This is a genomic window from Acinetobacter pullicarnis (assembly GCF_006352475.1).
GTDB lineage: Bacteria > Pseudomonadota > Gammaproteobacteria > Pseudomonadales > Moraxellaceae > Acinetobacter > Acinetobacter pullicarnis.
Window position 1 is genome coordinate 253,017 of sequence record NZ_VCMZ01000001.1, and the last position, 18,079, is coordinate 271,095.

Annotated in this window: 15 protein-coding genes and 1 tRNA gene; 10 read left to right on the forward strand and 6 right to left on the reverse strand. The window is 43.0% G+C overall.

Annotated features, from left to right (window positions below):
* Positions 1–17: 17 nt before the first annotated feature.
* Complete coding sequence (locus FD716_RS01065; RefSeq protein WP_171476974.1) at positions 18–515, reverse strand: DUF2938 family protein; 498 nt, start codon at positions 513–515, stop codon at positions 18–20.
* 188 nt (positions 516–703) lie between these two features.
* Here FD716_RS01065 and FD716_RS01070 point away from each other — a divergent pair, with 188 nt between their 5' ends.
* The 8 genes from FD716_RS01070 to FD716_RS01105 all read left to right on the forward strand — a co-directional run bounded on the left by FD716_RS01070 (position 704) and on the right by FD716_RS01105 (position 11,203).
* A complete protein-coding gene (locus tag FD716_RS01070) occupies positions 704–2,167 on the forward strand; it encodes an NAD-dependent succinate-semialdehyde dehydrogenase (protein WP_139850570.1) in 1,464 nt (487 codons plus the stop codon).
* A 96-nt stretch (positions 2,168–2,263) separates the two neighbouring features.
* The gene (locus FD716_RS01075; protein ID WP_139850571.1) at positions 2,264–3,046 is read left to right on the forward strand and encodes an SDR family NAD(P)-dependent oxidoreductase; all 783 of its coding nucleotides are present in this window, start codon (positions 2,264–2,266) and stop codon (positions 3,044–3,046) included.
* Between the two features lie 49 nt (positions 3,047–3,095).
* Complete coding sequence (locus FD716_RS01080) at positions 3,096–5,279, forward strand: alpha-ketoacid dehydrogenase subunit alpha/beta (RefSeq protein WP_139850572.1); 2,184 nt, start codon at positions 3,096–3,098, stop codon at positions 5,277–5,279.
* A gap of 48 nt (positions 5,280–5,327) precedes the next feature.
* The gene (locus FD716_RS01085) at positions 5,328–6,548 is read left to right on the forward strand and encodes a dihydrolipoamide acetyltransferase family protein (protein ID WP_139850573.1); all 1,221 of its coding nucleotides are present in this window, start codon (positions 5,328–5,330) and stop codon (positions 6,546–6,548) included.
* Positions 6,549–6,561: 13 nt separating this feature from the next.
* Positions 6,562–7,953: a dihydrolipoyl dehydrogenase gene (gene lpdA / locus FD716_RS01090; RefSeq protein WP_139850574.1), complete on the forward strand. Its 1,392-nt coding sequence runs from the start codon at positions 6,562–6,564 to the stop codon at positions 7,951–7,953.
* 132 nt (positions 7,954–8,085) lie between these two features.
* Complete coding sequence (locus tag FD716_RS01095; RefSeq protein WP_215895441.1) at positions 8,086–9,387, forward strand: MFS transporter; 1,302 nt, start codon at positions 8,086–8,088, stop codon at positions 9,385–9,387.
* Positions 9,388–9,610: 223 nt separating this feature from the next.
* On the forward strand, positions 9,611–10,453 hold the full coding sequence (locus FD716_RS01100; RefSeq protein ID WP_139850575.1) for a shikimate dehydrogenase family protein: 843 nt from the start codon (positions 9,611–9,613) through the stop codon (positions 10,451–10,453).
* A gap of 9 nt (positions 10,454–10,462) precedes the next feature.
* Positions 10,463–11,203 (forward strand): SDR family NAD(P)-dependent oxidoreductase, encoded by a 741-nt coding sequence (locus FD716_RS01105; RefSeq protein WP_139850576.1) that lies wholly within the window; start codon positions 10,463–10,465, stop codon positions 11,201–11,203.
* An 81-nt stretch (positions 11,204–11,284) separates the two neighbouring features.
* Here the strand turns inward: FD716_RS01105 and FD716_RS01110 are convergent, their stop codons facing one another.
* Entirely contained in the window at positions 11,285–11,980 is a 696-nt protein-coding gene (locus tag FD716_RS01110) for a GntR family transcriptional regulator (RefSeq protein ID WP_139850577.1), read from the reverse strand.
* Between the two features lie 388 nt (positions 11,981–12,368).
* Between FD716_RS01110 and FD716_RS19240 the strand changes: the two genes are divergently transcribed.
* The gene (locus FD716_RS19240; RefSeq protein WP_267285299.1) at positions 12,369–12,497 is read left to right on the forward strand and encodes a hypothetical protein; all 129 of its coding nucleotides are present in this window, start codon (positions 12,369–12,371) and stop codon (positions 12,495–12,497) included.
* A 227-nt stretch (positions 12,498–12,724) separates the two neighbouring features.
* On the opposite strand, the gene FD716_RS01115 is transcribed toward FD716_RS19240, so the two are convergent.
* Both FD716_RS01115 and FD716_RS01120 read right to left on the reverse strand, forming a co-directional pair.
* A complete protein-coding gene (locus FD716_RS01115; RefSeq protein ID WP_139850578.1) occupies positions 12,725–13,888 on the reverse strand; it encodes an aminotransferase class V-fold PLP-dependent enzyme in 1,164 nt (387 codons plus the stop codon).
* 521 nt (positions 13,889–14,409) lie between these two features.
* On the reverse strand, positions 14,410–14,808 hold the full coding sequence (locus FD716_RS01120) for a RidA family protein (protein ID WP_139850579.1): 399 nt from the start codon (positions 14,806–14,808) through the stop codon (positions 14,410–14,412).
* A 394-nt stretch (positions 14,809–15,202) separates the two neighbouring features.
* On the opposite strand from FD716_RS01120, the gene FD716_RS01125 reads away from it, so the two are divergent.
* Positions 15,203–16,108 (forward strand): LysR family transcriptional regulator, encoded by a 906-nt coding sequence (locus FD716_RS01125; protein WP_215895442.1) that lies wholly within the window; start codon positions 15,203–15,205, stop codon positions 16,106–16,108.
* Between the two features lie 269 nt (positions 16,109–16,377).
* Here the strand turns inward: FD716_RS01125 and FD716_RS01130 are convergent.
* Positions 16,378–16,453: transfer RNA gene (locus tag FD716_RS01130), tRNA-Gly, on the reverse strand.
* Positions 16,454–16,635: 182 nt separating this feature from the next.
* A complete protein-coding gene (locus tag FD716_RS01135) occupies positions 16,636–18,021 on the reverse strand; it encodes an amino acid permease (RefSeq protein WP_139850581.1) in 1,386 nt (461 codons plus the stop codon).
* Between the last annotated feature and the right edge of the window lie 58 nt (positions 18,022–18,079).

An 18,079-nucleotide genomic window follows, 5' to 3' on the forward strand; every position in this document is an offset into this window, starting at 1 on the left:
CTGTAGATTGATGAAAATTACTTGCTGAAATAGATACTTAAACACACCGGTAAATATAAGCCCAACATAAAAATAACATGCATGCTCAACACAAAAAATACCGTGATTTTGATGTTCTTGGCTTTATGGCCAAATAGACCAGCACCCATACACGGCATGAAGATCAGCCAACTGGCGAGCGTCGGTAGCACGAGGCCAACCCAAAGGGCGGGAAGGAGTGTTGGCTGATTTAAGTAGCCTGTACCAGCAAGCATAAACAAGATGAGGCCATAGCCCATACCGACTGCGTAATGAAAGCCCCAACCTAAGACTTGCTCATGAAAATTGGGGGCTTGCGGAAAGTCTTTGGCAACATACACCCATTTAAATTGGCATAAACCTTTGAGCCATTGACCGACCGTTCCCCAATTTCGGGTCTTGGTTTTAAATATTTTGGCCAGTCCAACGCCTAAAACATCTAAAAAAAGGGTGGCAATCGCGCCCAGTAACATAAATTTTAACATTTCGATCAGCATTGAATAATTCCTTATTTTTCCAATAATTAGCATTAAATTTTGGCTGTGTGTTGGCGCTTCTAATCCACTATTTTAAGCATTACTGCGTAATTCATTTGAAAAACATATTGCAATCGTATTACGATAATACTGTATTATGATAGCTCGATATTATCTTGTAAAGCTTCTCAACTTGGACGCGGCGCCTTATGGACATCACTAAATTCGAAATTTTTAAGAACTTATCTTCAATCAATGGCGCTTGGGTGGCTTCAACTTCAGGCAAAGAAATTGAAGTGCTCAATCCAGTTGATCAGTCTGTGATTGCGACGATTCCTGCGCTTGAGCCTGCTCAAATTACGGAAGCGATTGAAACTGCAGCGACCGCTTTTATTTCATGGAAAGCCCTGTCAGTGAAGCAACGTTCAGACATTTTGAAAAAATGGTTTGATTTGATCATGCAACATCAAGATGACATTGCAGCGATCATGACCGTTGAACAAGGTAAGCCTTTAAAAGAAGCCAAAGGCGAAGTGGCTTATGCGGCCAGCTTTATCGAATGGTTTGCCGAAGAAGGTCGCAGAATGAATGGCGACACCATTCCTGCACCGACCACCGACAAGCGCATTATGACCAAGCGTGAGCCAGTGGGCGTTTGCGTGGCGATTACGCCTTGGAATTTCCCTGCAGCAATGATCACCCGTAAAGTCGCACCTGCTTTGGTTGCAGGCTGCACCATGATCATTAAACCTGCGCAAGAAACCCCATTTACTGCGTTGGCATTGGTGTATTTGGCTGAATTGGCAGGCGTACCAAAAGGTGTATTGAATATCGTCACTGGTAAGTCGGCAGAAATCGTACCTGTAATGACCGATAGTCCAATCGTGAAAAAACTCAGTTTCACAGGCTCTACGCCAGTCGGCGCCATGCTGATGGCACAAAGTGCGCCAACATTGAAAAAAATGTCATTGGAATTGGGCGGTAATGCACCGCTTATCGTGTTCAATGATGCCGATCTAGATTTGGCAGTTCAGGGCGTAATGGACAGTAAATTCCGTAATGCAGGTCAAACTTGTGTTTGTAGTAACCGTATTTTTGTTCAAGAAAAAATTTATGATGTTTTCGTTGCCAAATTGGCTGAAAAAGTTGCAGCACTGAAACTTGGTAATGGTCTAACTGAAGGTGTGGACATTGGTCCACTGATCAATCAAAAAGCCGTTGAGAAAATTCAAACGCATATTGCAGATGCCGTGGCGCTTGGCGGCAAAGTTGTGGTTGGCGGTCGTGTTGCTGAGCTCGGCCCGAACTTCTTTGAACCGACTGTGATTGAAAATGCCAGCGATGACATGCTGTGTTTCCGTGATGAAACTTTTGCGCCATTGGCACCGATTTTTAAATTCACTGAAGATGCAGAAGTGGTACAGCGTGCCAACGATACCGAATTCGGTTTGGCTTCTTATATTTTCACTGAAAATTTAAATCGCAGTATTGCGGTCTCTGAAGCGCTTGAATACGGCATGGTTGGCATTAACACCGGTCTGATTTCAACTTCAGAAGCCCCATTTGGTGGTGTGAAAGCCTCTGGTTTAGGTCGTGAAGGTTCTAAATATGGCCTAGACGAATACACCGAAATTAAATACATCTGCATTGGTAATGTCCACGCAGCACTTTAATCGTTGAAGCATGAATCGTCCGAACATTCATTGTTCAAGGATGAGTCGTTCAAGCATTGATCAGGCGCGCAGCCTTGAAACTTAAAGGAATATGTTATGCAAAATAAACAACAGACACAGTATCAAGGCATTGCAGGAAAAACGGTTGTGGTGACTGGTGCTGCGGCAGGGATTGGTTTTTGTTTGTCTAAAGCCTTTGCTGAGCAAGGTGCCAAGGTCTTTATGATTGATCTCAATCAAGCGGCACTGACTGAAGCAACAGCCCAACTCAAAGACTATACCGTACAAGGTTATGCAGCCTCCGTGACTGACGATGACGCGGTGCGTAGCGCGTTTGAAGTCTGCCAAAACAGTTTTGGCTTGGTCGATGTGTTGTTCAATAACGCGGGTGTTTCTTTAAATAAACCGTCTTTAGAAATTTCAATGAACGAATGGCGTCGTTGTGTCGACATTAACTTGAGCAGCTTGTTCCTCTGCTCTCAGGAAGCGGCAAAACAGATGCAGCAACAAGGCCGTGGTGTGATTATCAATACCGCTTCAATTTGGGGTTTAAGTACTTCGGCTGAACGTACGGCGTACTGCACCACCAAAGCAGGCGTGGTTTCCATGACCAAATGTCTTGCCGCAGAGTGGGGCAAATTGGGCATTCGTGTATTGGCGATTGGACCGGGTTATACCCGCACCGCATTGGTTGAAAAACTGCAACAAGAGAACACTTTGGATGTGGCTGACCTTGAACGCCGCACCCCATTAGGCCGTCTGGCTGAGCCTGAAGAAATTGCTGAATTGGCGCTGTTCCTTGCCTCAGATGCGGCCAAATTTATGACTGGACAAACTTATTTAATTGATGGTGGTTGGGAAGCGAACGGGTTCCAGTAAACCCCTCGGACCACCACATCATCAAGCTACATTGCAAAGGATAGACCGAATGTCAAATCAGATTAACCTTCATCCAGAAAGCCCTTGGATTGAATTACAAAGCACGCAAGAAGATTGGAATCAAGCGGATGCTGGTTTGCTCGAAAGCATGCTCACCCAACTACATATTATTCGTGCATTTGAAGAATCCGTACTGGAACTAGCAGGCGAAGGCTTGGTTCACGGCCCAGCACACTCAAGTATCGGTCAAGAAGGTGGTGCAGTAGGTTCGATTATTTCACTGACGGCCGCAGACCAAGTGAATGGTTCACACCGTGGTCACCACCAGTTTTTAGCCAAAGCATTAACCTATTTACGTCCTAATGGCATCAAGTTAGATCAAGACTTTGGTGCGGACATCCAAGAAGTATTGCAACGGACTTTGGCTGAAATTTTAGGTTTGGCACAAGGTTTCTGTAAAGGTCGTGGCGGTTCAATGCATTTGCAATGGATCGAAGCTGGCGCATTGGGGACCAATGCGATTGTGGGTGGTGGTGCACCGATGGCGGCTGGTGCTGCTTGGGCACATCGTCATGCAAAAACCGATGCGATTGCAATTACCTATTTTGGTGATGGCGCAGTCAACATTGGTTCAGTGCTTGAAACCATGAACCTTGCCGCTGCATGGAAATTACCGATTTGTTTCTTCATTGAAAACAACCGTTATGCAGTATCAACCTCAGTTGAAGAAGCGACTGCTGAAACGCGTCTGTCTTCACGTGGTTCTGCGTTTAATATTCCGAGCTGGAAAGTAGATGGGATGGACCCATTGGCGGTGCATTTAACCATGCAACAAGCGTTACAACATATGCGTGATGGCAAAGGCCCAACCATTGTTGAAGCGGATGTTTATCGTTTCTTCCACCAAAATGGTCCGTATCCGGGCAGTGCTTTTGGTTACCGCAGTAAAGAAGAAGAGCAACAGTGGAAAGGACGCGATCCGATCAGCATGCTCGAAAACCAAATGCAAGCACGTGGTTTGTTGAATGAAGATCAAATCAAACAATTACGCGCACAATGCCAAAATGTGATGGCACAAGCCGTGGCTGAATTGACTGAGCCTGCAGACAAAGGCAAACGTCGTATTCGCCCTGAACTGTGGCCTTCAGAAGATTTTGTCGATGTAGGTATTCGTGGTGATCTAGCTGAATTGAAGGGTTGCGACACCTTAGAAGAAATTGGCTGTACGCAAACTTTGGTTAAAAGTAAGTTTATCGATGCGGTTGCCAATGTCATGAACCGCCGTATGGAAACAGATGATTCTATCGTGGTCATGGGTGAAGATATTCACCGTCTAAAAGGCGGCACCAACGGTGCAACCAAAGGGCTCAAAGAACGCTTCCCTGAACGTACGTTAGGTACACCCATCAGTGAAAATGCCTTCATGGGTCTCGGTGGCGGAATTGCAGTAGATGGTCGTTTTAAACCTGTGGTTGAGTTTATGTACCCTGACTTTATGTGGGTTGCAGCAGACCAAGTGTTTAACCAAATTGGTAAAGCGCGCCACATGTTTGGTGGTCAAAGTGATGTGCCATTGGTGCTGCGGACTAAAATTGCGATGGGTACCGGCTATGGTTCACAACACTCGATGGACCCTGCAGGTATTTTCGTGACCAATCCGGGCTGGCGTATTGTTGCGGCATCCACCCCATTTGATTATATCGGTTTGATGAACTTTGCTTTGGCCTGTAAAGACCCAGTATTGATGATCGAACATGTCGACTTATATGGCAAAAGCGGTCAAGTGCCTGAAGGTCAACTCGATTATCAAATTCCATTTGGTCAAGCGGCGGTACGTCGTGAAGGCCAAGCACTCACCATTTTGACTTATTTGTCGATGGTTGATCACAGCCTAGAAGCCGTTGCACAAACCGGTATCGATGCTGAAGTGATTGATCTACGTTTCTTAGACCGTGCAAGCTTGGACTGGGAAACCATCGAAGCCAGTATTCGTAAGACCAACAATGTATTGATTGTTGAACAAGGAAATCAAGGAACCTCGTATGGCGGTTGGTTAGCAGACGAATTACAACGTCGCTGCTTTGACTGGCTCGATCAACCGATTCAACGTGTGCATGGCACAGAAGGTGCGCCAAGTATTTCTAAAGTACTTGAACGTGCTGCTGCTGCACGTACTGAAGAAGTTGTGGACGGTCTACACCGTGTTATGCGTGACAAAGGCGAAGCCATTTAAGCTCGCCTTGGTCCAACGTTTTCTTATTTTTTAGTTATAGGTCGCGCCATGTCTAAGATACTCCACATGCCAGAAGTTTTGGCAAATACGACACATGCAACAATTAATAAATGGTTGATTCAAGAAGGCGATTCTATCGTTGTGGGTCAATGCATTGCCGAAGTTGAAACCGACAAAGCTGTGGTTGAAATGGTGGCAGAAGAAGAGGGGTTGGTCAGCAAACTGATTGCCCAAGAAGGTGAAGAAGTTGAAGTGGGTGCGCCGATTGTGCAGCTCAATGGCGATGGTCAAATTGACTTGCCTGCTGCTGCAACCGCAGTTGCTGAAGCAGCACCTGTGCAAGCCGCAGCACCAACAGCAACCACCGCAACGACTGAGCAAATGCAACGTATTTTTGCTTCACCGTTGGCAAAACGTTTGGCCAAACAAAATCAATTGAATTTGGCTGAATTAAGCGGCAGTGGTCCACATGGTCGTATCGTAAAACGCGATATTGAACAGGCTTTAAGCCAAGTGGCAAGCACCGTAGCTGCGCCAATTGAAACAGCAAGCGTTGCAGCCACTGCCCCTGTTGCTGTGGACGTGGCCACGGATTATGAAGATATTCCGCTCAGCAATATGCGTAAAACTATTGCGCGTCGTTTGACTGAAAGTAAATCGACTGTGCCGCATTTCTATTTAAATGTGGAATGTCATGTCGATGCTTTATTGGCATTGCGTCAGCAAATTAATGCGGTTGCTGCTGAAAAGATTTCAGTCAATGACATGATCATCAAAGCGGTTGCGCTTGCTTCTGTGCAAGTGCCAGCGATGAATGCATGTTGGGCTGAAACCGCTATTCGCCAATATCGTCATGTCGATATTAGCGTTGCAGTTGCGACTGAAAAAGGCTTACTCACCCCTGTGGTGAAACGTGCAGAAACCAAATCGTTGTCCGCGATTCATCGTGAAGTGGCAGAGTTGGCTGAATTGGCACGTGCTGGAAAACTGACGCCAGATCAATACCAAGGCGGTAGCTTCAGTATCAGTAATTTGGGCATGTTCGGTGTGTCTGACTTCAATGCGATTATCAATCCACCACAAGCCGGTATTTTGGCGGTTGGCGCGATTAAGAAAAAACCAATCGTCGTGAATGATGCACTTGAAGTGGGCGCTGTGTTGCGTTGCAGCCTCTCTGCAGATCACCGTGTGGTGGATGGTGCAGTTGCGGCAGCATGGTTGGCAGCATTGCAGCAATTGCTCGAAGATCCATTGAAGCTATTGATCTAATTGGGGAAATGTCATGACAAATCAAACATTTGATCTGGTCGTCATTGGTGGTGGACCGGGCGGCTATGTGGCTGCCATCCGCGCCAGCCAATTGGGCATGAAAACGGCCGTGGTCGAAAAAGCTGAACTCGGTGGCATCTGCTTGAATTGGGGTTGTCTCCCCACCAAAGCATTATTGCGCAGTGCTGATGTATTACGTCTGGTTAAAAATGCCGACGATTTCGGTATTCGCGTTGCAGCACCACAGGTCAACATTGACAAAGTGGTGCAGCGTTCTCGTGATGTCTCTGCCAAGTTACAACGTGGTGTTGCAGGTCTACTCAAGAAAAACAAAGTCACTGTTTTTCAAGGTGTGGCGCAGTTGCTCGGTCAATCACAGCTCAGTGTTCAAACGGCACAGGGTGAACACAAGCTGACAGCCAAGCATATTATTTTGGCAACAGGTGCACGTGCGCGTGCTATTCCAAATATGCAGGTCGATGGCCAGCATTTTTGGAGCTATCGCGAAGCTTTGGTGCCGAAAAGCATTCCAAAGCGCATGGTGGTGATTGGGGCAGGCGCAATCGGCATTGAATTCGCGTGTTTCTATCAATCGATGGGCGCACAAGTTTCGGTGGTTGAGTTATCCGATCGCATCTTGCCACAAGAAGATATCGAGATTTCAAATACGGTGGCCAAGTCTTTAAAACAAGACGGCATCCACATTTATACCGGCTGTAAAGTTGCAGAACATCAAGTTAAAAATGGCGAAGTGCAACTGCGTATTGAAGGTGCACAAGCCAAGTCGTTAAGCGCAGATGTGGTGTTGTTGGCGGTGGGTATTTCGGCCAATACTGAAAACTTAGGTTTAGAAAAAACCAAAATTGCATTGGACCGTGGCCATATTGTGACCGACGAATTTTGTCGTACAGCAGAAGCCAATGTCTATGCCATTGGAGATGTCGCAGGTCCGCCGTGGTTGGCACACAAAGCCAGTCATGAAGGGGTGCTTTGTGTCGAAAAAATTATGGGCTTAACGGTGCATCCGTTACAAGCCAATAAAGTGCCAGCTTGTACCTATAGCCATCCACAAGTGGCCAGTGTTGGGTATAGCGAAGCCAAAGCCAAAGCGTTAGGTAAAAAAATTCGTGTTGGGAAATTCCCATTTGTTGCCAACGGTAAAGCCTTGGCCATGAACAGCAGTGAAGGCTTTGTCAAAGTTATTTTTGACGATGCCAGTGGTGAATTGCTGGGTGCACATCTGGTCGGTGATGAAGTCACTGAAATGATCAATGGTTTCGCAATCGCGCAAGAGCTGGAAACCACTGAACAAGAATTGATGCAGACCATTTTACCGCATCCAACGATGTCAGAAGCCATGCATGAAGCTGTGCTTGCTGCCTATGAGCGTGCATTGCATCAATAGTTTTAGATTTGTACCAAATTTGGATTTGGTACTTCGCATCAAGACGTGATTGAGGGCGATGCGCATGGATGCAAGTTTGTATATTCAGCATCGCTCGGATAGCGAAACAAGATTAACCGCATAAGGATATATATGAATCAATCTGTAGACAATATCAGTGCATCATCAGGCCAAAGTCCTGCGATGGATGCCGAGCGCAGAAAATCCCTCATCGCCAGTGGCGTTGGTAATTTATTGGAATGGTATGACTGGACGATTTATGCTGTTGCATCGATGTATATTGCATCAGCACTGTTTGATAAATCAGATCCAACCTCTGCACTGTTAAGTACCTTGGCTGTATTTGCGGTGGGCTTTGTATCACGTCCATTCGGTGGTTTTTTCTTTGGACCCTTGGCCGATAAAATTGGTCGCCGTAATGTACTGATGATCACCATGCTGCTCATGGCAGGTGCCAGTATTGTAATCGCATTGATTCCAAGCTTTGAAAGTATTGGTTATTGGGCGTCTTTAATTTTGGTGCTGGCGCGTTTGGTTCAAGGCTTTGCCCATGGCGGTGAAACCACGACCTCGTATGCCTATGTTTCTGAGATTGCACCACCAAAACGCCGTGGGTTATGGTCAAGTACCGTATTCTTTGCGGTTGGTTTAGGTTCCCTCACTGCAACATTATTCCTTGCGGTACTGACTTCTGTGATTCCTAAAGAAGAAATGTATGAGTGGGGCTGGCGTATTCCGTTCTTATTGGGTGGGGCGTTGGCAATCTTTGCATTGTATTTACGTCGCAATATGATGGAAAGCGAAGCCATTGAAGAAATGAAGCAAGATGATAGCCCAAAATGGCCGTTGTCTAAATTTTTAACCACGGGTTTAAAATTATTCTTCTACGAAGCTGGCTCGACTTTAACCTATTATATTTGGGTCACTGTATGTGCAATCTACGCGATTAACCATTTAAAAATGGATCCGCATGATGCCTTTGTCATGAGCTGTTTGGCGCAAGTGGTGTACCTGATTTGCCTACCCTTCCAAGGTTGGTTGTCCGATATTATTGGCCGTAAGGCGTGTACCTTAATTTCCTTCTTTGGTTCGATGTTATTGCTATTCCCATTATGGGGACTGCTATCGAGCGAGCCATGGACCTTATTTGTGGCACAAGCAACCGGCTTGGTCTTTGTTGGATTCTTGACTGCCAGTAAACCTGCTGCGATGTCTGAGCAAATCCCAACCCGTTATCGTACCAAGTTATTCGGTATCTTTATGTCGCTGTCGATTGCTGTGTTTGGCGGAACGGCTTCATACGTAAATACCTGGTTGTATGCCAACCAATTAGAATCGTTCTTTAATGTTTATGCCGTAGTGGTCTGTATCGTCGCCATTAGCGTGGTACTGACGTGGAAAAACAATAAAGGCATCGATCTAGATAAAGTTTAAGCGTGCTGTAAAGGAGAAAAATCATTTTTATGGATGACGGTGGTTTTTCTTTAAGGTCGATTCCCTATTGATTTATGATGGGGAATCGATTACTCCCGGGGTGGCCCATTGTTCAGAGATGCCCATTTATTTTTGAACGGTGGGTCGCCCCAATTTTTATACCATTCTAAAAATGCGATTCCCAAAATACGATCCCAAAAGAGCTTAATGCTGGAGAGAGAAGATGAATTCTATTGAGAACATGCCGATTTCAGGAAAGACCAAGATCATCCCAATTCTTGCAGATCCAATCGCGCACGTGGAAACACCGCGAATCATGAATATGCTGTTTAAAAAAGCCAATTATGATGCGGTCTGCGTTCCTTTTCAGGTGGCAGCAGAGAACTTAAGTCAAACGATTGAAGCACTTCGCTTGATTCCAACGATCGCTGGTGCTGTCGTGACTGTGCCGCATAAAATTAACATCAGTCACTTGGTCGATGTGAAAGGGCCACAGGCACAGATTATTGGTGCAGTGAATGCCGTACGTTTTGATGAACAGCGTCAAATGCATGGTGAAATGTTTGATGGCAAAGGTTTTGTACAAGGTTTGATTAACTCTGATCTTGATGTTGGTGCACATTTAAAGGTTTATATTGCTGGGGCAGGTGGTGCAGCACGTGGTATTGCATTTGCACTTTTAGCACAAGGCGTAAAGTCGCTACAGGTCTATAACCGTACCCAAGCCACGGCAGTCGCTTTGATTGAAGAATTGAAAAAATATGCACCAGATGCCGTGATCGAACTAGCAGATGCTACGCCACAACAGGTTGATTTATGTATTAATGCCACGTCAGCAGGCATGTTAGGTCCGCAACAAAATACCCTGCCTTTTGCAATTGATGGATTAGAGGCGAACTGCTGTGTTGCAGAAGTCATTATGAATCCAGTAAAAACCCAATTATTACAGCAAGCTGAACAGAAAGGCATGAAGATCGTTTCTGGCCAAGCCATGATATTGGCACAGATTGGACAACTTGCCGCCTTTATTTTAAATGAACCTGAATTGGCTCAAGTACGTTTATAGGAATACGCGATGTTTAATTTTGCAGGAAAAACGGTACTGATTACCGGTGCTTCAGGTGGTATTGCGGTGAGCTGTATCAAGAAGCTTTATCAGGCGGGCGCACAATTGGTACTGTCTGATTTAAATCTTGAGAAATTACAGGAATTTGTTGCCACGCTTGATCCAACGGGTGAGCGTGTTTTGGCAGTAGCACAAGACGTCGCTGACTCACAACAAGCGGTTGATGTGGTTGCTGCTGCGGTTGCGCGTTTTGGTGGCATTGATATTTTGATTCCATGTGCCGGTCTATATCTTGAACGTGCCTTAAAAGACATGTCGGATCAAGAATGGTCGAAAGTGACTGCGGTCAATTTAGATGGGGTGTTTTACACCATTCGTGCCGCCATTCCGCATTTACGTAAAGGTGGCGCCATTGTCAATGTCACCTCAATGGCAGGACATAAAGGCAGTTTTAATCACGGCCATTATGCAGCCTCTAAGGGTGCAGTATTAAATTTAACCCGAACCCTTGCACTGGAATTGGCACCGAATATTCGTGTTAATAACGTTTCACCAGGTTTGATTGATACCCCAATGGTGCAACAATTGATGCAAGAAAAAGGCGAGAAATTGCTAGATCAAACGCCTTTGCAGCGTCTTGGTCATTCCGATGAAGTTGCCGATGCGATTTTATATTTGGCTTCTGACTTTGCGACCTTTATTACTGGCGAAACCTTGCACGTCAATGGTGGCTTATATATCGCAAGTTAATCGCATGAAAGAATAAGATCTAAAAATAATTCAGCCCACTTCATTTAAGTGGGCTGAATTGTTTTTAGAGTATAGAACGGTTTATTGGTTTTGTATTTCACTCGGATTTAAGCGACGTTTATAATTATAAACCGCAGCTTGACCCGCATCTAATAAGTGTTGGTCATTATGGGCACAAGCTTGCTCGATATCTTCAGCAAGAGTCGCATCAAAAATAAGTTGTAAATCAAGATAACCTTGTTTTACCCGATCTTCATAAATAAAGGCAAAATGTTTAAATAATCCAACCCGTGCTTGGATTTTTAAAATCATTTCTTCTAATACATTATTTTTTGCGCCCTTTAATAAAATATTATAGAAGCTGTCTTTATATTCCCAACGTTGATCAACGCTACCATTTAAAAAGTCAGCATCTAAGCGAGTATAAAGTGCTTGGAGTTCCTTTTTATTTTCAGCAGTTGCATTCTTAATAAATAACTCAATCATTAAGCTTTCAACTTTGGCACGAACCAAGTAAAGGTTGACAATATCCTCTTCGGAAAGCTTGGTTACGATTGGCCCTTGCATCGGTTGGATGCTGACCAAATGTTCACTTTCTAGGAGACGCAGAACTTCGCGAATCACCGTGCGAGATACACCATAACGTTCACACAGGCTATTTTCAATTAGCCGATCGCCAGGCATAAAGAACCCATCTAAGATGTCTTTTTTTAAAAGAACAGTGACTTGTTGGCGGATGGGCGCCGATTGGCGTTGAACTAAAGGCGTAACACTCATTCTTGGGACCTAGGGGGCACGGGAAACCGTAATATTATAATATAGGTAGATTTATTTTGTTGGTCTTATACTTAAAAATAAAGCGTGATACAGTAATTAAATCATCATAATAATTATCTAGAATTAGATTGATTTATATGGAGATATTCGACATAAAAAATTGATTAGCACATTCTTTAACAGATAATAAAGTAAATACGTATTAAATGGTTGGCGCAGGCTCGAATGTTATTTTTGATATCAAAAATGCTTATATTTAGCTGACTGCAAAATATAGTATTTTGCCTATTGATAAGAGATTAACTTTCTATCTCAACTGTAAATAAAATTGGTTAAATTAAACTATTGTTTAAGAAATATTAATAGTCTGGTGCTGGGTTGATGCTTTATGCCAACGCAATGGCAAAGTCTAGGTGTTGAAAAATCGACTGTGAGCATGGAGCAAGAATATGCAAAGGCAAAAGCGGCATTACAACAAGAAAAAATTGTCAACTTAGCTTCCATAAATCAGCTGTGAGATAGGTGGTTGGGTGATCTTGAGGTGAGTTATGACATTAATTCAAGAAGCGTGCAGGGTTCTGCTGATCCACAAAAATTCATGACCATTTAAAATCAAATAAACCACGAATTCCAAATCTAAAATAGCCGTTATTTTTTAATTTGGGCTATTTAGATTTGAAGTAGAAAATAATCGCTTGGTTTAAGATGAAGCGCAGTTAAATTATAAATTACTGCAAGGTTGTTTTAATCAAAAGTGATGAAAGGAATGCCTTTATTTTCTACAATGGCGACTAATAGCATATCAATTTCAGCTTCGCTACTGCATTTACCGAAACTAAAACGAATGGTATTTTCGGCTAGCGTTGTCGATCGGCCGAGGCTGGCGAGTACATGCGATGATCCTGCAAGGTTTGAATTGCAAGCAGAGCCACTTGATACAGCTGCCACTTGTTTAATCGACTGAATAATACGTGCGGCATTATCAGCGGAAAAACTAACATTTAAATAATTCGCCACATGTTGGGTGGCATGACCGTTTAAATGAATGCTGGTCAGTTTTTCTAAGCCGTGTAGCAATTTTTCTCGCAGCACAGACAAACGCAATTGTTCAGCATGAAGGTATTGTTTTGCCAATGCGAAAGCTGCGCCCATACCCACGATCTGATGCGGTGCTAAGGTGCCAGATCGACAGCCCAGTTCATGTCCGCCACCATGAATTTGTGCTTTTAATTTTAGATCGGGACGTGTGCGCATATAGAGTGCACCAATTCCTTTGGGGCCATAGACTTTGTGTCCAGAGAAACTCATCAAATCGACATGCATGGCATCGACATCAATAGCGATTTTGCCTGCGGCTTGAGCGGCATCGACATGGAAATAGATCCCATGTGCATGGGTGATTTCACCAATGGCGGCAATATCTGTGATCGTACCAAGCTCATTATTCACCATCATCAATGACACTAAAAGAGTGTCTGAACGTATGGCATCACGGACCATTTCGGGGTGGATGATTCCGGTCTCAGGCTCAGGTTGTAAATAGGTGACTTCAAAGCCTTGTTGTTCAAGTTCATGGCAGGTATCTAAGATCGCTTTATGCTCAATTTGGCTGGTAATAATATGCTTGCCCTTGCTTAAATCACTTTGAGCAATACCTTTGAGTGCCAAATTATTTGACTCTGTTGCGCCAGAGGTCCAGATAATTTCTTTGGCTTGAGCATGAATAAGATTTGCAATTTGCTGTCTAGCTCGATCGACCAACTGACCCGCGTGCCAACCATAATAATGTGATTTAGAGGCAGGATTCCCAAATATGCCATCCATACCTAAGCATTGCACCATTTGGGCAATAACATCAGGATCAACAGGCGTGGTTGCAGCATAATCAAGGTAAATGAGACGGTTCACGGTAAACTCTCTAAGTGCGAAGAGGAGCATTGCATTGTGATCAATACAACGCTCATTGAGGTATTGTTGGTTAAGGTGCTCTTGGTATTCATTCAGTTTTTATGATGCTTTTTGGCTTGATTGTCTTTGTTCTCAAAGATGATTGTTATTCATCAGATGCGTTCATTTGCATTCAAGCGCATAACCGTACTTTAGGTGAGTTATTGTAGGATACTCGGTAAATTTTATACTACTTATTTTACATTTTTTATAAGAACCTTGTTTCATTAAAACTTTTGCTAAATCTCAGACAGAAAAAAAGCCCATTTATTGGGTCTTTCAAAATCCATTCCTGTTGAATGCTTTGTTGATTGTAAAGTAGCCAATTTCTGGCCACCATTACGCTCTTTGGTTTTGTATAGATGTTTTAGATGATATTAAATATCAGGGCCATAGTTAAGGTCATCTCCTGATCGCTACAGCCCTTATATTTTCTTCAAATCAATTTATTATTCTTTGGTTCTATGTGTAAATTAACTTTTCTAGTTTGATCGTGGAATTCTAGCTGTAACTTTTATTTCGAAATCAAATCCTGCAAGCCAATTTACACCAATGGCGGTCCAATTTGGATAGGGAGATTGATTAAAAACCTTTGATTTTACTTTCATAATAGCTTCGAATTGATTCTCTGGATCAGTATGGAAAGTCATAACATCAATAATATCATCAAAGCTACAGCCAGCAGCAGCTAGGGTATTTTCTAAATTATGAAATGCTAACTCAACCTGCTTTTCAAAACTAGGTTCCGGACTCCCATCTGGTTGACTACCCACTTGCCCAGAAACAAATAATAAATCTCCAGATTTAATCGCGGCAGAATAACCATGTTCTTGATAAAGTGCATGTCTGTCTTTAGGGAAAATAGCGGTTCTCGTGTTCATTGGTATACTCACTTGTTAATTTTTAAGAAATTTTAGATTTTGATCAAGCATCATTAAGGAAAGAACAGGCGTTATTTAATGCTTGTTCAGCCGAAGGAAGAATTTTACTGCTGGCATTCCTCCCAGATTCACCGAACTAAAACTAACTCCAGTTGGAGCGGGAAAAAGATGATCTAATTTAGTCATTTAATTTTCGCGGATAGCTTGCCAACTTTCTTCATTGTCTCCTTGACGCTTGTGAATAATAGGTTGGGCTGCTTCAAGCCATGTGACTAAGGTCTCTTGAGCACTTGATGTAATAAGCATAAAAACTCACATTAAGTTAAATTTATTCGACAAGAAATAAGATAATGCATATATTCGGGAAAAGGATTCCCTAATAGGGGGAGAGTTAGTGTCCAAAGAAAATATAGATCTTTCAGCAGTTAGAATATTCGTAACAACTACGAATCAAGGAAGTTTTGTTGCGGGAGCAAAGAAACTCGGGATAACACGTTCTGCTGTTGGGAAGGCTATAGTGCGACTTGAAACATATTTAGGTGTACGTTTATTGCATCGAACAACTCGGAAAATGTCGTTAACGACAGATGGGAAAAAATTCTATGATGGCTGTATACAAATTTTAGAAAACTTAGAGGAGGTAGAGACCAGTATTCGTCAAGATAAACCGATTCCTAAAGGAGTTTTACGCCTCACGTTAACTCAAGCTTTTGGACGTATAATCGTTTTGCCTTTACTAAAAGAATTCTTAAAAACTTGGCCTGAAGTAGAGGCAGAAATAAGTTTCTCAGATAGGATGATTGATATAATCGAAGAAGGATTCGATTTAGGGATTAGAATTGGAGAGTTTCAACCAGACTCACAATTAATTTCTCGGGTAATTACTAAAGCTAATCTTTATTTATGTGCTGCTCCTTCTTATTTAGTTGAGAATGGTACTCCTCAGCTTATAGCGGACTTAAAAGATCACGAATTTCTAATTTATGGATTAAAATCATCAATTTATAATTTTAATCTATATTCCGAAGCGGGGGTATTACATACAATTAGGGCAATTGGTCGATTAAAATTTGATAGTGGAGAAGCTATAAAGGATGCTGCTGTTGAAGGTTTAGGTATAGCTTATTTGCCAGATTTTTTAGTGAAAAATGATATTCAATCGGGACGACTAGTACAGATATTACCAACCTATAAAAGTGAGATGATTCCTATATACGTGATCTATCCAAATAGAAAACACCTGCCTATAAGAGTGAGACTTTTTATCGATGTTTTAACAAAAAATTTAAATTACAACTAATGTGAAATTTTTATAAATTTTATAATAAGAAAACAAGCAGAATGATTTCCGCATAATCTAGACGCTTAGTGTTTGATCATCATATGTTAAGAGATTTACTGTTAAGGTAATGCTCAATGCACGTTGCTTATTTTCAAAATGAGAGCGGTAAATCGTAAGCCTATATGGCAAAATTCTACTACGCAAAGCTTTGGGGGCGTTCTAAAAGCGAAGTCTATAAATCAGACAGAAAAAAAGCCCTAATCAAACGATTAGGGCTTTTTCATATTTGGAGCGGGAAAAGAGACTCGAACTCTCGACCCCAACCTTGGCAAGGTTATGCTCTACCAACTGAGCTATTCCCGCATGCCGCACATAATACATCAACAAAAATTTTGGTCAAGCTGTTTACGCGGAAAAAGTGATTGAGTGTCTAAAATAGCAACAATTTAACGTGTGTAATCGCTGAAATATAAATAATGGTTCACTGCTTGTTGGAAAAGCAAACAGTGAACCATTGTTGATTGAGTGGAGCGTTTGATCGCTGCTTAATATTGTTTGAGCAGCGCATATTTCTTTTTACGATTGACGATAATCCCGAAGACCACGACCACGCAGGTGACGCTGAGCGACATCAATGTTTCATAGCGATAATCAGGTGAGAAGAACATATAGGTCAGCACGGCAAGAATAGTAAAAATAACCAACCAAGTGAGCCATGGAAATAACCACATTTTAAATGGCATTTCGATATTTTCTGCTTCACAGCGTTTGCGTAAGATCAGTTGTGAAATAGCAATCACCAAATACACCAACAGCGCAATCGCACCGGTGGTGGATAGCAAGAAGGTAAGGACTTGGCCTGGGAAGAAATAATTAGCTAGACAGCCAACTAAACCGACTGCGCAGGAAAGCAGTACTGCAATACGAGGCACACCTTTGGGGGTAAGCTCAGTTACCATTGCTGGTGCATCTTTGCGCGCACCCAGTGAAAAGAGCATCCGTGAAGCGGTATATAGCGCAGCATTCATACAACTGGCAACAGCGACAAAGACCACTGTATCCATGATTAATTTGGTGCCCGGTACATTTAAGGTCATTAATACATATTGGAAAGTGCCAAATTCTCTAAAGCCAGTAGAGCGCCAGTCGACTAAAGAAACGGCTAAGAAAATCGACAACACAAAAAATAGAATAATGCGGTAAATAACCAGATTAGTGGCCTTACGAATCTTCTCAGCAGGATTGGCAGATTCGGCTGCGGCAATCGATAAGATTTCAACACCAAAGAAAGAGAATGCGGTAATTAAAATACCACCGAGAATGCCACCAAAACCATAGGGCATAAAGCCGCCATTTTGATATAAATTGGCAATACCGCTGACATCTGCCAAAGGCCAAAAGCCAAATACAGCGACTGAACAAATCCCAATGAACAGCAGAATCGCAACCACTTTGATCAGTGAGAACCAAAATTCAAAGGCGCCAAAATTTTTGACATCAAATAGATTGGCAAGACTTAAGATCACAACAAAAAGTAGCGCGTAGAGCCAAGCGGGAAACATCGGGAACCAGGCATGTAAAATTTCTGCACCGGCAATGGCCTCAACCGGAATGACCAGTACCCAAAACCACCAATATAACCAACCGATACTAAAGCCCGCCCAAGGGCCAATCGCTTTGGTTGCATAGGTGGAAAATGAGCCAGTATCGGGCTGCATGACCGCCATCTCACCGAGCATGCGCATCACCAGAAAAACCACAAGACTGGTGAGGGCATAAGACAGAATAACGGCAGGGCCAGCTTTGGCAATTGCAGCGGATGAGCCAATAAATAATCCGGCACCAATCACACCACCGATACTAATCATGACGATTTGATTATTGGTCAATCCTTCACCAAGTTTTGGTGTTGTATTATTTTCATTATTCATTTTTTATCCTTAAAAATGATTTTAAAAAACCCAATTTGCTCGAATGATGATGACGCTA